This window comes from Cytobacillus sp. FSL K6-0129 (assembly GCF_038007625.1).
Taxonomy (GTDB): Bacteria; Bacillota; Bacilli; order Bacillales; family Cytobacillaceae; genus Cytobacillus; species Cytobacillus kochii.
On the sequence record NZ_JBBOXM010000001.1, the window covers coordinates 1,757,087 to 1,775,491 of the forward strand.

At 36.7% G+C, this 18,405-nt stretch carries 21 protein-coding genes and 3 other annotated features; of the genes, 2 read left to right on the forward strand and 19 right to left on the reverse strand.

Annotated elements, in window-relative coordinates; translation table 11 throughout:
* Positions 1-10 precede the first annotated feature (10 nt).
* Together pheS and MHI57_RS08625 are read right to left on the reverse strand one after the other, a co-directional pair.
* On the reverse strand, positions 11-1,048 hold the full coding sequence (gene pheS, locus MHI57_RS08620; RefSeq protein ID WP_307312687.1) for a phenylalanine--tRNA ligase subunit alpha: 1,038 nt from the start codon (positions 1,046-1,048) through the stop codon (positions 11-13).
* Between the two features lie 54 nt (positions 1,049-1,102).
* Positions 1,103-1,352: a binding site (T-box leader), on the reverse strand.
* Positions 1,353-1,425: 73 nt separating this feature from the next.
* A complete protein-coding gene (locus MHI57_RS08625) occupies positions 1,426-2,184 on the reverse strand; it encodes a TrmH family RNA methyltransferase (RefSeq protein WP_322909661.1) in 759 nt (252 codons plus the stop codon).
* A 127-nt stretch (positions 2,185-2,311) separates the two neighbouring features.
* Here MHI57_RS08625 and sspI point away from each other — a divergent pair, with 127 nt between their 5' ends.
* A complete protein-coding gene (gene sspI, locus MHI57_RS08630) occupies positions 2,312-2,518 on the forward strand; it encodes a small acid-soluble spore protein SspI (RefSeq protein WP_095372333.1) in 207 nt (68 codons plus the stop codon).
* A 34-nt stretch (positions 2,519-2,552) separates the two neighbouring features.
* Here sspI and MHI57_RS08635 read toward each other — a convergent pair whose 3' ends face one another.
* Together MHI57_RS08635 and dut are read right to left on the reverse strand one after the other, a co-directional pair.
* Positions 2,553-3,638, reverse strand: a complete 1,086-nt coding sequence (locus MHI57_RS08635) for a M42 family metallopeptidase (protein ID WP_095372332.1) — start codon at positions 3,636-3,638, stop codon at positions 2,553-2,555.
* A 160-nt stretch (positions 3,639-3,798) separates the two neighbouring features.
* The gene (gene dut / locus MHI57_RS08640) at positions 3,799-4,233 is read right to left on the reverse strand and encodes a dUTP diphosphatase (RefSeq protein ID WP_095372331.1); all 435 of its coding nucleotides are present in this window, start codon (positions 4,231-4,233) and stop codon (positions 3,799-3,801) included.
* Between the two features lie 217 nt (positions 4,234-4,450).
* Here dut and MHI57_RS08645 point away from each other — a divergent pair, with 217 nt between their 5' ends.
* Positions 4,451-4,843, forward strand: coding sequence for a sigma-w pathway protein ysdB (locus MHI57_RS08645; RefSeq protein ID WP_095372330.1), 393 nt, complete (start codon positions 4,451-4,453; stop codon positions 4,841-4,843).
* Between the two features lie 188 nt (positions 4,844-5,031).
* Here MHI57_RS08645 and MHI57_RS08650 read toward each other — a convergent pair whose 3' ends face one another.
* From MHI57_RS08650 to mutM, 15 genes are all read right to left on the reverse strand, one after another.
* A complete protein-coding gene (locus tag MHI57_RS08650; RefSeq protein ID WP_095372329.1) occupies positions 5,032-5,619 on the reverse strand; it encodes a TVP38/TMEM64 family protein in 588 nt (195 codons plus the stop codon).
* 73 nt (positions 5,620-5,692) lie between these two features.
* Positions 5,693-5,965 carry a DUF1294 domain-containing protein gene (locus MHI57_RS08655; RefSeq protein WP_340975864.1) on the reverse strand — a complete coding sequence of 91 codons (273 nt, stop codon included), beginning with the start codon at positions 5,963-5,965 and terminating at the stop codon, positions 5,693-5,695.
* A 226-nt stretch (positions 5,966-6,191) separates the two neighbouring features.
* Complete coding sequence (gene rplT / locus MHI57_RS08660; RefSeq protein ID WP_095372327.1) at positions 6,192-6,551, reverse strand: 50S ribosomal protein L20; 360 nt, start codon at positions 6,549-6,551, stop codon at positions 6,192-6,194.
* 25 nt (positions 6,552-6,576) lie between these two features.
* Complete coding sequence (gene rpmI / locus MHI57_RS08665; RefSeq protein ID WP_095372326.1) at positions 6,577-6,777, reverse strand: 50S ribosomal protein L35; 201 nt, start codon at positions 6,775-6,777, stop codon at positions 6,577-6,579.
* 15 nt (positions 6,778-6,792) lie between these two features.
* A complete protein-coding gene (gene infC / locus MHI57_RS08670; protein ID WP_095372325.1) occupies positions 6,793-7,296 on the reverse strand; it encodes a translation initiation factor IF-3 in 504 nt (167 codons plus the stop codon).
* Positions 7,297-7,398: 102 nt separating this feature from the next.
* Positions 7,399-7,519: a sequence feature (ribosomal protein L20 leader region), on the reverse strand.
* A 231-nt stretch (positions 7,520-7,750) separates the two neighbouring features.
* Entirely contained in the window at positions 7,751-9,685 is a 1,935-nt protein-coding gene (gene thrS, locus MHI57_RS08675; RefSeq protein WP_328197300.1) for a threonine--tRNA ligase, read from the reverse strand.
* 46 nt (positions 9,686-9,731) lie between these two features.
* Positions 9,732-9,964, reverse strand: a binding site (T-box leader).
* Positions 9,965-10,011: 47 nt separating this feature from the next.
* A complete protein-coding gene (gene ytxC / locus MHI57_RS08680; protein WP_157733922.1) occupies positions 10,012-10,884 on the reverse strand; it encodes a putative sporulation protein YtxC in 873 nt (290 codons plus the stop codon).
* Between the two features lie 93 nt (positions 10,885-10,977).
* Positions 10,978-11,910 carry a primosomal protein DnaI gene (gene dnaI / locus MHI57_RS08685; RefSeq protein WP_095372322.1) on the reverse strand — a complete coding sequence of 311 codons (933 nt, stop codon included), beginning with the start codon at positions 11,908-11,910 and terminating at the stop codon, positions 10,978-10,980.
* Positions 11,911-13,332, reverse strand: a complete 1,422-nt coding sequence (locus MHI57_RS08690; protein WP_307312683.1) for a replication initiation and membrane attachment family protein — start codon at positions 13,330-13,332, stop codon at positions 11,911-11,913.
* Positions 13,333-13,410: 78 nt separating this feature from the next.
* Positions 13,411-13,872 (reverse strand): transcriptional regulator NrdR, encoded by a 462-nt coding sequence (gene nrdR, locus MHI57_RS08695; RefSeq protein WP_095372321.1) that lies wholly within the window; start codon positions 13,870-13,872, stop codon positions 13,411-13,413.
* A gap of 149 nt (positions 13,873-14,021) precedes the next feature.
* Positions 14,022-14,405: an adenosylmethionine decarboxylase gene (gene speD, locus MHI57_RS08700; protein ID WP_095372320.1), complete on the reverse strand. Its 384-nt coding sequence runs from the start codon at positions 14,403-14,405 to the stop codon at positions 14,022-14,024.
* Positions 14,406-14,886: 481 nt separating this feature from the next.
* Positions 14,887-15,912: a glyceraldehyde-3-phosphate dehydrogenase gene (locus tag MHI57_RS08705; protein WP_095372319.1), complete on the reverse strand. Its 1,026-nt coding sequence runs from the start codon at positions 15,910-15,912 to the stop codon at positions 14,887-14,889.
* 284 nt (positions 15,913-16,196) lie between these two features.
* A complete protein-coding gene (gene coaE / locus MHI57_RS08710; protein ID WP_095372318.1) occupies positions 16,197-16,799 on the reverse strand; it encodes a dephospho-CoA kinase in 603 nt (200 codons plus the stop codon).
* A gap of 26 nt (positions 16,800-16,825) precedes the next feature.
* Positions 16,826-17,467, reverse strand: coding sequence for a sporulation membrane protein YtaF (gene ytaF, locus MHI57_RS08715; RefSeq protein ID WP_095372317.1), 642 nt, complete (start codon positions 17,465-17,467; stop codon positions 16,826-16,828).
* Positions 17,468-17,572: 105 nt separating this feature from the next.
* On the reverse strand, positions 17,573-18,400 hold the full coding sequence (gene mutM, locus MHI57_RS08720; RefSeq protein ID WP_095372316.1) for a DNA-formamidopyrimidine glycosylase: 828 nt from the start codon (positions 18,398-18,400) through the stop codon (positions 17,573-17,575).
* Positions 18,401-18,405 lie beyond the last annotated feature (5 nt).

Here is an 18,405-nt window from a genome sequence, read left to right on the forward strand (position 1 = left end):
TCCTCCCCCTTTATTCATGAATTGAGAATTGCTTTAAGAATCTACTATCATTTGTATAGAAATGACGAATATCATCGACACCGTATTTTAACATGGCAATACGCTCAGCTCCCATGCCAAAGGCAAAACCTGTATATTTTTTAGAATCAAATCCTGCCATTTCAAGTACATTTGGGTGTACCATTCCTGCACCTAAGATCTCAATCCAACCGGTTTTTTTACATACATTACAGCCTTTTCCAGAACAAATCATACAAGAAATATCCATTTCTACAGATGGCTCAGTAAATGGGAAGAAACTTGGACGAAGGCGAATTTCTCTCTCTTCACCAAACATTTTTTTCGCAAATACTTCTAGCGTACCCTTTAAGTCTGTCATACGAATATTTTCATCTATCACAAGTCCTTCAATTTGCATAAATTGATGAGAGTGAGTCGCATCATCATTATCACGACGGAATACTTTTCCTGGACAAATGATTTTCACTGGACCTTTCCCCTCATGCTTTTCCATCGTTCTAGCTTGCACAGGCGAAGTATGTGTGCGTAATAAAATATCCTCTGTAATATAGAATGAATCTTGCATATCACGTGCAGGGTGACCTTTTGGTAAGTTCAATGCTTCAAAATTATAATAATCCTTCTCCACTTCTGGTCCTTCCGCTACGGTATAGCCCATTCCAATGAATAAGTCCTCAATTTCTTCAACAACCCTTGTTAATGAATGATGATTACCGGTATGTACAGGACGACCTGGTAATGTCACATCAATCGTTTCTGCAGCAAGCTTAGCTTGAATTTGCGCTTCTTCTAACTGCACTTGTTTTGCCGTTATTCCTTGCGTAATTTGATCACGCACTTCATTTGCTAATGCACCCATTTTCGGACGTTCTTCTGCAGAAAGTTTCCCCATTCCTTTTAGTACTTCTGTGATCGGGCCTTTCTTACCTAAATAAGCAACGCGGATATCATTTAATTCTTTTAAATCCATTGCCGCAGAAACCTTCTCTAACGCTTCTGCTTGCAATTCTTTTAAACGCTCTTGCATCTTGAAACTCCTCCTTTTAATACTTTTTTGACAAAATAAAAAACCTTATCCCATGAAAGGGACGAGGTTTGGAATCGCGGTACCACCCTTTTTAATACAACAATAAAAAACATGCTATATTCGCTTCATTTCGATAACGGCAAAAAGCCGGTGCATCTTTACATCGAAAATATTCGATGGTCCCGATGTCTGCTCAAGAGCTGAAATTTCGAGTAAGTCGCTCATAAAAATGCTTTCAGTCTCAGGCATTTTCTCCCTATTATGAACAAAACATACTTTACTTTGTCTCTATCATAGCTTTTAATTATTTCATTTTGCTATTTATTATATTACATTATGAGTCGACATTCAAATTGTTCTCACGATTTTTTTACTCATTATTCGTTTCGCAAATAATATAGCAATATACCTGCTGCTACAGCTACATTTAAGGACTCACTCTTACCGTATAAAGGAATATACAGATTGGCTGTAGTTTGTGTAAGTAACTCTTTATTTACACCGTTCCCTTCATTACCAACGAGCAATGCAAATTCATCCAGTGGAGCAAAGCTTTGATATTCTTTGCCTCCTTCTAATGCTGTACCGTATACAGGAATATTATTTTCCTTTAACTCCTTCATCCATACATCCAACTTGCCATGGATAATTGGTAGATGGAAGTGACTACCTTGAGCAGAACGTAAAACCTTTGGATTATAAGGGTCCACTGTGCCGTGACCGATGATAACCGCATCCATGCCAGCCGCATCAGCTGTACGAATCATTGTTCCTAAGTTTCCGGGATCTTGCACTTCATCTAATAGTAATAATTTCTTCAAACCAAGCGAATCGAAAGACCTCTCTTCTTCTTGATAACATACGGCCACAATTCCTTGCGGTGTTTGTGTATCAGTTAAGTCTCCAATCACATGTGGCGGTAGGATATAAACGGAACAGTTTCCTACATTCCAGCTTTTTGGTATATCCTTTTCCTCACTAATCATTAACTCTTTTACACGATTTTCTTTTAATGCTTCTTCAACAAGATGAAATCCTTCAACAAGAAAAGTACCTGTTATATCTCTTTCTTTCCTTTTGAGAAGCTTTTTCCACTGCTTCACCTGTGGATTTTTTGCTGATTGTAAGTACTTCATTTTTTCGCTCCTTCAATAAAACACGTGCCATTAATATTTCATTATACCGAAAAACACATACATAATAAATCTTAAATGAGAAACCCTATAATCGTAACGAATTCTAACGAAGGATGTGTTTACTTTTATGAACTTAAATTTACGTAATGCCATCTTACACAATGTTTCAGGTAATTCACAAGATGAATTAAAAGATACTATTGTTGATGCTATACAAACAGGCGAAGAGAAAATGCTCCCTGGCCTTGGCGTATTATTTGAAGTCATTTGGCAAAATTCATCTGAAACTGAAAAGAAAGAAATGCTAGAGACGTTAGAAAACGGCTTACAATAAGAAAAAAAACAGCCTTTCATCAGGCTGTTTTTTTCTATTCAAAAGTTATTTTTGCAACTGTATCGTTATCTAGTCTTTTAATAACAGCTGTAATCAGTTTTACTGCGTTTTCAAAATCATCACGATGAAGAATACCCGCATGTGAATGAATATATCTTGTTGCAATTGTAATTGAAAGCGCTGGCACACCTTTATATGTTAAATGTATGGAACCTGCATCCGTTCCACCACCTGGTACAGAATCAAACTGATATGGAATATTGAGCTCATCTGCTGTATTTGTTACAAAATCTCTTAAACCTTTATGTGACACCATAGAAGCGTCATAGAGTATAATTTGAGGACCATCACCTAATTTACTTAACGCATCCTTTTCTGTTACACCTGGTGTATCTCCTGGTATCCCAACATCAACAGCGATACCGATATCAGGCTTAATCATTTGTGCAGCTGTTTTTGCCCCACGCAAGCCAACTTCTTCTTGTACCGTTCCAACCGCATATACTGTATTTGGATGGTTCTCATTTTTCAAACCTTCTAGCACTTTAATTGCAATCGCCAAACCGATTCTGTTGTCCCAAGCTTTCGCAAGTAACATTTTCTCATTGTTCATCACAGTGAATTCAAAATATGGAACAACCATATCCCCTGGTTTTACGCCCCAACCTAATGCCTCTTCACGGCTAGAAGCACCGATATCAATGAACATATCCTTGATTTCAATTGTTTTCTTACGCGCTTCTGCTGGCAAAATATGTGGTGGCTTCGAACCAATTACCCCAGTCACATCTCCTTTAGATGTTACAATCGTCACACGTTGGGCTAACATCACTTGAGACCACCAGCCTCCAACTGTTTGAAACCGCAAAAACCCTTTATTATCAATACTTGTCACCATAAAACCTACTTCATCTAAATGACCAGCAACCATAATCTTTGGCCCATCTGCTTGACCAATTTTTTTAGCGATTAAACTACCAAGTCCGTCAGTTGATAATTCATCAGCTAAGGGTTCTATGTATTTTTTCATCACTTCACGCACTTCTCGTTCGTTACCTGGAACCCCTCTTGCATCAGTTAGTTCTTTTAGCATCGTTAATGTTTCATCAAGCTTAGACATATTTCGACTCCCTTAATATTATTTAAGCCCATTATACATGGTTAGTCCTTCTTTTGTAAAAACTTAAACTACTTCTTACTGTACTTCATTTCTATAGAACTTATACATATGTGTTAACAAGCGGGAAGACTTAAAGGTACTTTGAGGTTTAGACGCTCACTTATTTTCCGGATGAACCAAACCCTCCACTGTTTCTTTCTGATTGTGTTAAATCACTTACTTGGGCAAGCTCAACTTGAAAAACTGGTGCGATTACCATTTGGGCAATTCTCATATGTTTTTCTACACGGAATTCTTCTTTTCCATGATTAATCAAGATGACCTTCACTTCGCCTCTATAGCCCTCATCAATCGTCCCTGGACTATTTAAAACCGTTACACTATGTTTAAGAGCTAAACCACTTCTTGGCCTTACTTGTGCTTCCGTTCCTTTTGGTAACTCCATCTGAATACCTGTGCTAATTAAAGCTGACTGTCCTGATGGTATGATTACATCTTCAACTGAAAATAAATCTAGCCCAGCGTCCCCCTCATTTGCACGGTAAGGCATTTTAGCATCATTGCGAATCAATTTAATGTTTAATATATTCGTCATTGTTTATCCCTCATCTTATTATAGAATGATGTTATTATCATGTTGCATAAAATTACTTACTAATGGGTATATAAACCGTAAATGTCCCTCAGTTTTTTCGATTAAAGAGACAATTATTTTTTACATAACAAAAAAATTATAACAAATTTAAACAAAGTTGAAACCTTTTTCGTTTTTATTCGTAAACACTTAAAAAATGTACAAAGGGGTATTCTTAATGTTATTGATCATTCGCCTATTACTAATCATTTTGATTATTTTGCTCATATATAGTGCTGTTAAGTATGTTACAAATCCGATGCGTAAATTAGAAAAAGCTCATAAACAAAAAAAATATTTTTTTTATGACGACGCAAATAACGCTCAGAAAAATTTCTTCATTACTTATAAAGGGGTTATGTTTGAAGGTGAAAAATATCTAGGTACAACAGATAACTCCTTTGATGTGGTTTCAATTTTCATTTGGCCTCATCAGCCATCAGAGTTACAAGGACTTGTTGGCGAGGACTTTATGTTTATCGAAAGCAAATTAAAAAACCATTATATGAATGCAAAAATCGACTGGAAGAGCCCTGTGAAAGAGCTAATGGATAAAAAGCGTAACCAGTGAAAGATGAGCCCAAACTTTAAGCCCTAACAAACCTTTACAAAGTTTGTTGGGGCTATATTTATATCTCTAAGTAGCATTTGCTAGATTTTTATTACATCAGTATTTTCCTCTTTTTCTGCAATCAAATAATTCCCCTCTCAAAGTCAATAAACAAAAAAAAGCCAGGATACACGACCCTAACCTTTCATTTATGAAACTTTTTTCACCTTTGTTGTTTTAAAAAATTCTTGCCATTTTATCACAGTCACTTTCTCTCTAATGAGATAGAGAAGAATGGACAAAGACAGTAGAATCATAACAATCATTGTTGGTGTAAATCTACTGATAAATTCACCAAAAACAGTATAAAAGATTGCTAATGGTATATTTGTTAACAAAGCACCTTTGCAGAAATCACGAAATTTCGGGTTTTTTTCTAGCAAGCAAAAGTTAAGTAAATGAAAATGAATAAATGGAATCAAACGAAGAATGGAAATTTGACCAATGGTTAAATTACGATATTCTCCAAACCATTTCTTTTTTAAATGAGACAGTTTTTCATGAAAGGTAGGAAGTTGATAAATTAATACATAAAAAAATAAACAAGATAACATTAACCCTACTAGAGATAAAATACTACCAAATAAACTGCCAAACAATACACCACCAGCAATACAAACAAGTGGCACAGGGATAAAAAGGAACTGCCGCAAAATATGAAATAAAATAAATGCGAATGGAGCGAGAATACCTGCTGTCTCAATAATCCCCTTTGCAAGAGCAAGATGTTCATTCACCTGATAAACGCCCACCTTCCATGAACTATAAGATTCTTGGATGTTAGTACATCATATGGCAAGGGCACTAAAATTATGCCCACTCCATGATGAGGTAAACGAGGAATATCAACTGTAACACAGATAAGATAGGAAGACCAAATTTAAAAGAAAAATGCTTTGTCTTATGTCTATAACGCCTCATTCCCCAAGTCATTCCTATAGCTCCAAACAAAAGAGCAACCAGCCACAGATTTTGCTCCCTAATGCGGTATTCTCCCTTTTGCGCTTTTCTTTTATCTATTTTCATCATAATTGCTGCAATGCCATTTATTATAAAAAAGACGATTATGATAGCAAAAATCATTCATTACACCCCTATTCTCATTTCGTTATCGAAATTATAGCTGATAAAGTAAATTAATCGTATTTATAAGTTCGTACTCGTGCCAAAGGTCATTAGTTTAATACGCTTGAGATGCTCACTAACATATACTTGAACTTTGCAGGAGTATATTTCGTTTTCTTCCACTTCAATAGACTAAAATCATAACAAAAAAAGCCACCCCCGAAAGAGCGACTCTTAAACTTTCTTATTTAGAAAGGTTTTGTTTTGCAACATTTGCTAATTCTGCGAATGCATTTGCATCAGAAACAGCTAATTCTGCAAGCATTTTGCGGTTTACTTCGATACCAGCTAGTTTTAATCCGTGCATTAAACGGCTATAAGAAAGACCGTTCATACGAGCAGCTGCGTTAATACGAGTAACCCATAACTTACGGAAGTCGCGTTTTTTCTGACGACGATCACGATAAGCATAGTTGTAAGATTTCATTACTTGTTGGTTAGCAACTTTATATAATGTATGTTTAGAACCGTAATAACCTTTAGCTAATTTTAATACCTTTTTACGACGTTTGCGAGTAACTGTACCGCCTTTTACACGTGGCATAATATTTCCCTCCTATTTTGCGAGTTTACTTAAGACCTACTAACATATTGCGGATACGCTTGAAATCACCAGTAGATACAAGAGTACCTTTACGAAGCTTACGTTTTTGTTTTTGAGATTTATTCGCGAACATATGGCTTCTGTAAGCGTGAGAACGTTTTAATTTTCCAGATCCTGTTCTTTTAAAACGCTTAGCAGAACCACGGTGTGTTTTCATTTTTGGCATGTGGAATTCCTCCTCTTACTTTTCGTTTTTAGGTGCAAGTATCATAAACATGCTTCGGCCATCCATTTTCGGATGAGATTCAACTGTTGCGACTTCAGAGCAAGCCTCTGCAAATCGAACAAGAACACGCTGTCCAATTTCCTTATGCGTAATCGCACGACCTTTAAAACGAATGGAAGCTTTTACTTTATCGCCTTTTTCAAGGAATTTGATTGCGTTACGAAGCTTTGTATTAAAGTCATGTTCCTCTATCGTTGGACTAAGGCGAACTTCTTTAACACTGATAATTTTTTGATTTTTACGTGCTTCTTTGTCTTTCTTCTGTTGCTCGAACTTAAACTTACCGTAGTCCATGATACGGCCTACAGGAGGCTTTGCATTCGGTGCTACAAGAACAAGATCAAGATTTACACGTGCGGCTATTTCTAGCGCTTCATTTTTAGATTTGATTCCTAGTTGCTCGCCATTCTGGTCAATAAGACGAACTTCACGGGCACGGATACCCTCGTTTAACAACATATCTTTGCTAATAGTTAGACACCTCCATGGTTTTATATGAACACAATGTTTGGGTCACTTTTCTAAAAGAAGCTTCCAGCTGCACCGAGTGATACAATTGAGGCAAATAAAAAAGTGCGGGTGAAGACACCCACACATTACGTACAATGTTAAAATTCACGTAAACCTGCTAACTGCCTAAAAGCGTCAATCAGGTGAGAAGCGGGCGCTTCTTCTTTACTCAAACTGTATTCAAATTACCTTAGAAAATATATCACAAAGCATAATATTTGTCAAATGGTATTGTTTTTTCACAACATAGAAAATGATATCAAAAGTTGCGGTGTTTGGCAACAACTTTTGAAATTTTTTTGTACCCACCTTTATCCAGCTTAACAACATGCATAAAGTGACGTTTGAGTTAAGCATGGATAAAGACTCTGGGATTCGATCATACACGTTGTTTGTAATATTTTTATCCTCTTTGAACTTCCTTCTCAATCAATTGTTTAAATTCATTAAAGGAGATGGTTTCTGACTTTTGTTCCCCATATTTACGTACATTAACCGCCTGTTCACTTACTTCATTATCGCCGACAACGAGCATATATGGGATTTTCTGCATTTGTGCTTCACGAATTTTATAACCCATTTTTTCATTACGATCATCGATTTCAACGCGAATTCCTGCAAGCTGTAAATCTTCTTTTACTTTTTTCGCATAATCAAAATGGATATCATTTGAAACTGGAATAACCTGGACTTGAACAGGAGCTAGCCATGTTGGGAATGCACCTTTGTATTCTTCGATAAGGAAAGCAACAAAACGTTCCATCGTTGAAACAACACCACGGTGAATAACAACAGGGCGATGCGGCTTGCCATCTTCCCCAACATAAGATAAGTCAAAACGTTCAGGAAGCAAGAAGTCTAACTGAACAGTTGATAACGTTTCTTCTTTACCTAGAGCTGTTTTTACTTGTACATCAAGCTTAGGACCGTAGAATGCGGCCTCCCCTTCGGCTTCATAGTATGGCAAGCCAATCTCATCCATTGCTTCTTTTAACATCGATTGTGCCTTTTCCCACATTTGATTATCATCAAAATACTTTTCAGTATCCTCAGGATCGCGATAAGATAGGCGGAACGAATAATCATTAATGTCAAAGTCTTTGTATACTTCGAGAATTAAATTAACAACGCGTATAAATTCTTCTTTAATTTGGTCTGGACGAACGAATAGATGGGCATCATTTAATGTCATACCACGTACACGTTGCAATCCTGATAATGCTCCAGACATCTCATAGCGATGCATTGTACCTAATTCAGCGATACGGATTGGTAATTCTCTATAGCTATGGATTCCTTGTTTATAAATCATCATATGATGAGGACAGTTCATTGGACGAAGAACAAGCTCCTCATTATCCATTTTCATTACAGGGAACATATCTTCTTGGTAGTGATCCCAGTGTCCTGAAGTTTTGTAAAGTTCCACATTTGCCATAATTGGTGTATATACATGGTCATAGCCTAAACGCACTTCTTTATCCACGATATAACGTTCAATATTACGGCGAATTGTTGCGCCTTTTGGTAACCATAGCGGTAACCCTTGTCCAACCTTTTGGGAGTTCGTAAAGAGGCTTAATTCCTTACCAATTTTACGGTGATCACGCTCTTTTGCTTCTTCAAGCAAACGCAAGTGTTCGTTTAAGTCATCTTTTGTAAAGAATGCAGTACCATATATCCGTTGTAGCATCTTATTGTCGCTATCTCCACGCCAATATGCGCCAGCAATACTTAAAAGCTTAAATTCTTTAATTTTCCCTGTAGAAGGAACATGAACCCCTCGACAAAGATCAAAGAATTCGCCTTGTTCATAAAGGGTAACTGTTTCACCTTCTGGAATGGCGCCAATCAGTTCAACCTTATATTCGTCGCCAATCTCCTCATAGATTTTTAAAGCTTCGTCTCTACTCACTTCTTTACGAACAATCTCAATATTTTCATTGATGATTTTCTTCATTTCTTTCTCGATTTTCGGTAGATCTTCAGGTGTTAATGACTCCTCCATATCGATATCGTAGTAGAAGCCACTCTCAATAACAGGACCTACACCTAATTTAACGTTTTTATATAAACGTTTAATCGCTTGCGCCATTAAATGAGCGGAACTGTGACGCATAATTTCAAGCGCCTCATCACTGCCTTGGGTAATGATCTCCACAGCCGCATCCTCTTCAATTGGACGACGAAGGTCGAATAATTCATTATTCACTTTACCTGCTATGGCTTTCTTTTTTAAGCCAGGGCTGATTGATGATGCGATTTCTTCCGTTGTTGTTCCTTTGGAGAACTCCTTTACTGCTCCATCTGGAAACGAAACTTTAACCATTTCTGACATCATAACTTCCTCCTTGTTTTTGAAAAATAAAAAACTCGCCCCTAATAAAAGGGACGAGTATCATATACACGTGGTTCCACCCTACTTCTCACTTTAAAAAAGTGACTCGTAGCAAGTTAACGGTCTTGTTGCCGCCAATACTTAATCGACGCCTTAGACATCTTTATGTATTGGAGTTCAAAGGTGGTAAGCATTCCATTCGTGTTAGGAAGATTGCAGCCTTGTCTTCCCTCTCTATAAACCGTAAAAGAATACCCATATCCTTATCATTACTGTTCATTGATAATTTCAATATGTAAGTATTATAGTTTTTAATTTACGGAAAATCAAGAGGGTTCACTTATATTTTTACATGCATGCTGTTTACGCATATTAAATTCACTTATATGAAGGATTTCCAATCTCTCTTCAAAAATATTTTTAATTGTACGAACTAAAGGTTGTTCCTCACTTTCACTATATAAACATATTTCCTGAGGAGCGATTGAGAGTAATGGTGCGATTGTAACTGAATCTACATAGACAGGGTGATTAATTAATAATCTTCTATCTATCATCGCCGTTAGGTCCATTCGAGAAAGCTCTTCGAAATGCTGATTAAAAAAGCGAACTTCTTCACCTAAATATAAATGAATCGTGGGTAACTTACTTTCTCTATCCTTAATAAAGTCTCTTAAGGTTTGAATAAACATTTGATATTCCTGTTCCATTTTATATTCATCAATAGACAACTCAACATACTTTGTCATATCGTCTAAAAGCGGTTTAAGACGAAACTTTATAAAAGCATCATAGGAAAAAGAGATATCATCATGCACTAGGCGATCTATAGCCGATCGTAATTGCTCGTGTATATCCACTCTATGTAAAAAAGTAGATAAATCTTCTCTTTGCCCTTCCAATATGGAATGAATGATTTCAAGAATTTGTTGTTGTTCTTCTGAATCTTGATAATAAAACTTTTCGGCCATTATCTTTCTAAACCAACTATCGCATTTACTCTCCATTAAAAAAGCAGAAAATGTTCGTTTTACTTCTTCAATAGATCGTCCACTGCATTGTTCAGGATACATTCTTACTATATATTGACCTTCATTATGAAGAATTGTCGTTTCGCCTTCCGTATAGTTCTGAATCCGGATTGCGTGCTGAAACAGCTCCTCGGCTTCATGCTTATTCCGGAAAATGATCTCTATCAACCAAATCCCCCCTTAACATCTATCTGATTCATATATATGGGAGACTTGGCCAAAATAGAAGTCATGAAGAAAAACTATTGAAAATTATCTTGCCTAAACCCTTCGATTCGGTCCTTCGACAAGCACAGGATCGGTTAAATACTTAATTCTCTCCATTACTCTTCTTGCCTTCATCCGCTCCTCTTCCCCTCGTTGACTATAGGTAAGATGATGTTCAAGTCCTTTATAATCAAAGTTTGAGGTGAAAAAGGTCGGTAACTTTTCAAGCATACGATATTGTAGAATCGGCGACAAAATTTCATCTCTTGTCCAACTAGACATCGTTTCTGCACCCATATCATCAAACATAAGTACAGAAGCTGATCGAATAGCTTCAAGTTTATCATTTAAAGTCGAATCACTAATTGAGCTTTTCAATTCCCTAAATAATTCAGGCACATAGACAATCATTGATGAAACTTGCTTCAGTGCAAGTTCATTGGCAATCGCACCTAATAAATATGATTTACCGACACCAAATTGGCCGTATAAATATAACGCCTTCTGACCATCACCCTTTTTAAAATTCATACAATAGCTAAGAGCTTTATTGACTGCTTCCATTCTTTTTCCATCATCGTTGTACACCGTATCAAAGGTTGCATTTAGTATGTCTTTAGGGACATATAAACTTTGAATCAACTTCTCATTTTTTCTTTTTTCATCATGGATTTGCTTTCGTGGGCATTTATCATATTTAATATCAATCAGTCCACGTTCAATGACGAGCTCTGGGTGGTAGCCTTGCATAAAATTGATACAACTATCTAGGCTCGGACAGCGATTACATTCCTTACTTAGCTTGCTATATTCATACAATTTAATTAAGCTTCTTTCAACCATATCTGCTGACAGTTCATCCTTATGTGCCGTCAAAAAGGCACGGACATCTGGATCATTTAAAGTCTCTGCTCGTTGCTTTTCATATCTCGTTTTAAAATCTTGATTTCCAGCAAGTTTTTTAAGCGTATCATTGATTCTTTCCATCTATTGTCCACCCCCATTTCTTCTCTTCATTAGTTCTTGAAATTCCTTCATATTAAGATCTACATGATCATCTTTCTTATCATGCTTCTGTTGGACGACAGTCTCATTTTTACTTGTTTCCTCGTCAAACCAATCAGGTAAAAGCTCTGTCCTCGTGACAGCTTTTTTCGTATTAGATTTGGATGAACGTTTCCCTACTTTTTTATTCTCTGCCCATTTCAAATATTGTTGGTGTTCTTTCTTCGCCAAAGCCATGGCATTAGCCGTAGTTTGAATGCTCTTTCTCGCCCAATGACTTGCGATTGTTTCCACATATGCCTTTGTCAGCTTTTTATCTGTTTTACGCATCACATAATCAATCAAAACATTCATCACACCGGGAGGCAACTTTTGGTGAAACATCACATCTTCAAGTATTTTCAATTCCGCTTTTGAAGGTTCCGCCCCCCCAGATAAATCTTTCAAAAATTGAATAGGCGAAGTTGTATCAAAGTATTGAATAAGCTCTTCTTCTTTACTTTTTGGCTTTTCAGTTATTGAGAGACTATGAACAGGCTGAGTTTGCGTAATTAATGATGGCAATTCGTCACGATGATTCATTTGATACCAATCCCTTGCCGATTTCCGCAATTCATCCATCTCAACTTCATCATCTTCGTTCATCGCGCTTATAAGAATATTCTTCATTTCCATAACATCAATATCATATAAAAACGCCAAATTACTAATGGCATCCTTTACTGTTTGCGTAAGTGCTTTTCGGGGAACAAGTGATTCACTAAGGCCCGCTTCCAATAACGAGAAATTAAATGTTTGCCATGGAATTTGAATTTTACCCGCTTCCATTCTATCTACCCATTCACCTTTAGGAGAAACAGATAAGTCATCATTATATTCTTTAGCAAGCTGGTGACCAGATGTATAAACCTCATGAAAGGCTGTTGTTACATCCTTATAATCAAGATGGAGGTTTGAATACTCCTCATCACTAAAAAAACGCTTTAGTCTCGTATATTGAGTTTTACCGATTTTTTTATAAAGAAAGATATTGAGCATACCATCTAAGAAAAATGTACTTGGAGAGAGGGGTGGCTGTAATTGATAAATAAATTCACGATTTTCCCCTTCTTTCACATAAACTTTTAGCAAGCCAATTCCTTCAAGTTTTTTTCTTGCTTCATAAATTTCTTTTAAACTTAAGTCCATCATACTCATCAGACCATGATGGTTACGCGAAGATGAAGACCAAATACGGTTTTCCTCCACTTCCATCCATAAGGTCATATATAAACTGTACGCAATGGTCCCAATAAGTGGCTGATAAAGAAATACTAAGATTTTTCGATCATAGTCATGTAACAGCCCATTTAAAGCCACTGTATAATGATCACTAGGGATGACTTCAGTCCAATGCTGGGCCATGAAAAATACCTTCTTTCTTTCATATCTTGAAAAAAATGAGCAAAGAAGCTAAATTCACTTTAGCCTATTTGCTCACCTTTACGCTTGTTCCTTCTTCATTAACTCTTTTAGCTCTTCTATAAATACATTAATATCTTTGAATTGACGATAAACAGAAGCAAAGCGAACATAGGCGACATCGTCAACTTTCACTAGCCTGTCCATAACCATTTCGCCAACATCATCACTTTTCACTTCTGATACTCCGTTGCTTCTTAATTCCTTTTCAACTTGAAAAGTGATATCCTCTAGTTCTTTTAATGCAACCGGTCGTTTTTCACAAGCTTTTATTAGTCCACGCAATATTTTCTCTCTGCTAAACTCTTCTCTTGTTCCTTCTTTTTTCACAACAATCAAAGGAATTTCCTCTACCTTTTCAAAAGTTGTAAACCGATAACCACATTTTTCACACTCTCTTCGTCTTCGTATCGATTTACCTTCATCAACAGGACGAGAGTCTAGCACACGAGTATTATTATGTTGGCATGAAGGGCATTTCATACAATCAACTCCGTCTCATCTTTACGTTCCTAAAATGTATCTTTACTTACTATCATATAAAAAAGGAGTTGTTAGTACAAGTAGATATGTTTTTTTCATAATAAAAAGAGTGCAATTATTCGCTTGCACTCTTGAAGACTTCTTCTTTATTATAACACATTGGCTTTTGTTGCGTTCTTAACTTGAACAGGACCCATTCCACGAGGAATTTCTATATTCTCACGTGTATCAGCACCTAAAGCTTCTGCTATATAGTCAGCCGCGATGTGAGGATTAAGATCACCGCAAGTATAAACATCGATGCTTGCATAGCCATGCTCCGGAAAACTGTGTATAGTTAAATGCGACTCTGAAATAATGACAACCCCACTTACACCTTGTGGTGCAAATTTATGGAATGCCACCTCTCGCACTTCTGCCCCTGATTTTAGTGCAGCTGCTACAAATGTTTGCTCAATAAATGACATATCATTCAATTTTTCAAAATCGCATCCCCAAAGCTCTGAGATGACGTGACGACCCATTGTTTCCATATTCAAATTTCCCCCTTTACTAATTGACATGAATTTCTACTGGGCAAAGCATATAACTACCACGGGGGAAAGTTAGTCCAAAGAGGTCCTAACCCTTTAAGTAGCCATTTAGCGCCTTACTCGTTGAGAAGTTCACGATTTTTAGTATACTTTGTTTAATGTTCTTTTGCAATAAATCCTAGAAAATTTATTTAAGTGAATTTCAGTAATAATTACATTTTCACATAAAGAAAGGGGACTAAACATTGTTATCATCAGTGTTCATCCCCTCCATTAACCAAGGGAAATGTCACAATTTATTCAAATTTTCCAGAGACATCATTCAGAAATACGCAACGAAAAGACAAACAAAAAGCTTTTTTTATTTAAAAGATTGCCCCAACCTGTGATCATCTATGTAGTAATCAGTTTAACATTTCATTTTACCTACATAGTAAAAATGCAAAAAAGGCAATCCCATTAAAGGATTGCCTACATAAAATTATGCGTTCACTGCCGATTTATTTAGTTCTTCAGCTACATATTTCACCAAGTCAACTACACGACAAGAATAACCCCACTCGTTATCATACCAAGCTAAAACTTTTACTTTATTCTCACCAATCATCATTGTGGAAAGCCCATCAATAATAGCAGAGTGTGGATTTGTTGTGAAATCGATTGAAACAAGTGGTTCTTCTGTTATATCTAATATACCTTTTAATTCATTTTGTGCCGCATCTTCAAACGCAGCATTTACCTCATCAATTGTTACATCCCTCTTTAAATCAACAACTAAATCAACAAGTGATACATCTGGCGTCGGCACACGAAGAGCCATCCCATGTAACTTGCCTTTTAATTGTGGTAACACAAGAGACAATGCTTTCGCTGCTCCTGTTGAAGTAGGAATAATTGACTGCGCGCAAGCTCTAGCACGGCGAAGATCCTTATGTGGATTATCAAGGTTCTTTTGGTCATTTGTATACGCATGTACAGTCGTCATTAAACCGTTTTCAATGCCGAACTTATCTTCTAATACTTTTGCAACTGGCGCTAAGCAGTTTGTTGTACAAGAAGCATTAGAAATCACATCATGTTCAGCAATGTTAAGCGCTTCATCATTCACACCCATCACAATGGTTACATCTTCATTTTTCCCTGGAGCCGTTAAAACAACTTTCTTGGCACCTGCATTTAAATGAAGCATCGCTTTATCTTTTGAGTTGAACTTACCTGTAGCTTCAACAACGATATCAATCTCCATTTGTTTCCAAGGAAGTTCCTCAGGGTTACGATTGCTTAGTAATTGAACTCTTTTTCCGTTCACTACAAGCGCATCATCTTCGGGAATCACTTCACCTTGGAATGCACCATGAGTAGAATCATATTTAATTAAATGTGCTAACGTTTCTGGTGGATAACTAGCATTTATTGCTACTACTTCCAATGTATCATCAAGAATGGCCTTTCTAAACACCATTCGTCCTATTCTCCCAAACCCATTAATCGCTATTTTCGCCTTCATCTTACGGCCCCTTCCGTATAAATGTTATACTTTTTTAACCATTTTCATGCTAATAGTATAACATATTAACCACAAAATGTGATGAGCAAATTGCGGATATTTTAAAGTTCCACTATTCAGAAATATTGTGGATGTAAAGAGAGCATAAAACGCGTGACATTACGTGAAAAATGCATCTTTACGCCCTATTTCTTAAGTGAAAAAAAATAATCCACTTATTATTGTGGACGAAAAGGGTTGAAATATTACTAATGAAACGTAGAAGTCTAAGTAGTAATTGTGTTTTACTGTTTATCTTTTAATTGTAACAGTAAATCATCTAGTTGCTTCTCTGTACTAGCGAGATCGCCATTATTATCAATTAAAAAATCCGCTAGCTGTACTTTTTCTTCCAATAGCATTTGTGATCGAATACGTGCATTCGCTTCTTCTGCATCAAAACCATTTCTCTCCATCAACCGCTGAAGCTGATTTTCTTTATTAACATACACTAAAACGGTGTAATCCACCATATATGTGAGTTTACTTTCAAATAAGAGCGGGATATCTAGAACGACCATTTTTTCACCATTAGCAACTGCCTCGTCCTTTTGCTCGTTCATTCTCTTCCTAACAGCCGGGTGGACAATACTGTTGAGCTTCATTCTTTCTTCTTCACTATAAAAAACAATGGAACCCAATCTTTGACGGTTAATCTCCCCATTTTCTAGAAGAATCTCTTGGCCAAAATGAGAGACAATTTCATCATAAGCAGCCGCACCTTTTTCAACTGCTCGTTTCGCTTCAACATCTGCATCTATTACTGTAATTGCTCTTTCTTTAAACATGGTGGAAACTGTGCTTTTACCGCTTGCAATTCCACCAGTGAGTCCGATAATAACTGTCATTCTTACTCTCACACCTTTTTATCAAATTAAATTTTCCAGATTCCAAGTATAATTAAAATTAATCCTGGTATAAACGAACATCGTTGCATCCATTGAGATTTAGAAAATATCGAGCCAATACTCATCCCACCAAAAACAAATAATGAACTCATAACCGCAACACATATAGCTAAATAATATGGTGAAAACCCAAGCATAGCCGCTCCAATACCTGCACCAAACGCATCCAGTGACAAAGCAAACCCTAATAAAAAGGCTTCAATACCAGTAATTGTACCTGACTTATCAATATCGGCTACCATCGGTTTTCTTAAAATGTTAATAACTACACCCAAAGACTTGATTTCAAAATTCAAAAGAATTTTCTCATGTGGAAGAGCATCTTTATCCTTTTCCTTTTCAGGGCGGAAAAACTGATACAGTACCCAAGCACCTAATACAATAAGGATGATACCCCCAATACTGTTTGCAAAAGCAGGTGAAATAAACTTTGCTATTGTATGACCAATCCCCATTGAAATGAGAAGAGTAAAAGCTGAACAACAAGCAATAATTAAAATCGATTTAATTGGAATCTTCATTTTTCTTAATCCATACGTTAAACCTACACTAAAACTATCTAAGCTAACAGCTATAGCTAGTATTATAAGTGTCATCATCTGCGTCATTTAAAAGAGCTCCTTCCATGAAATGGCTAACATATTATATGGAAGAAGCCCATCCAATGTTATCTATAATCTAGGCTAAGATGACAAAAGAAAAATGTGGTTATTTTATTTCGGCTGACATTGTGGACAATAAACAGTCCCACGTCCTCCAGCAATGATTCTCTCAAGCGGTGTAGCACAAACTTTACATTCCTCTCCACGCCGCCCATACACAAATAGCTCTAACTGAAATAATCCTATTTGGCCTTGGGAGTTCACATAAGAACGTATCGTACTGCCTCCTCGTTCCACAGCTTCGGACAATGTTGCTTTAATTTCCGAATAAAGCTTTTCTACTTCCTCTTTTGTTAATGTTTTAGCAGAGCGCTCTGGGTGAATACCTGCTTTAAACAAAGATTCATCGACATATATATTGCCTAAGCCTACAATTAGTTTTTGATCCAAGAGAGCCGCCTTAATGGGCCGTGCTGTCTTATTCAATAAATTTTGTAATATCTTTGGCGAAAAGGCATCTGATAAAGGTTCTACACCTAATTGTGAAAGTGGTAGTTGACCAAGCTCATCTCCACGCTTAAATAAATGCATGGTGCCAAATTTGCGCACATCTTTATACCTTAACTCTGTTCCATCCGTAAAGGAGAAAATCACATGTGTATGTTTTTCAATCGTTTCTGATTTCGGATAAACCCCGTATCTCCCTTCCATTCGTAAATGAGAAACAAGGGCAAGATCATCCGTATAAAGAATCAAAAATTTTCCGCGACGGGCAACCGCTTTAAATGTTTCCCCTTCTAGCGCCTTTGTAAATCGAACGACATCGTCCGGTTCTTTCACCATTTTCGGCCAGTGTACCAACACTTGGTCAATCGTCTTTCCGATAATCAACTCTTCTAAAGTTCTTCTTACTGTTTCTACCTCAGGTAATTCAGGCATCCATA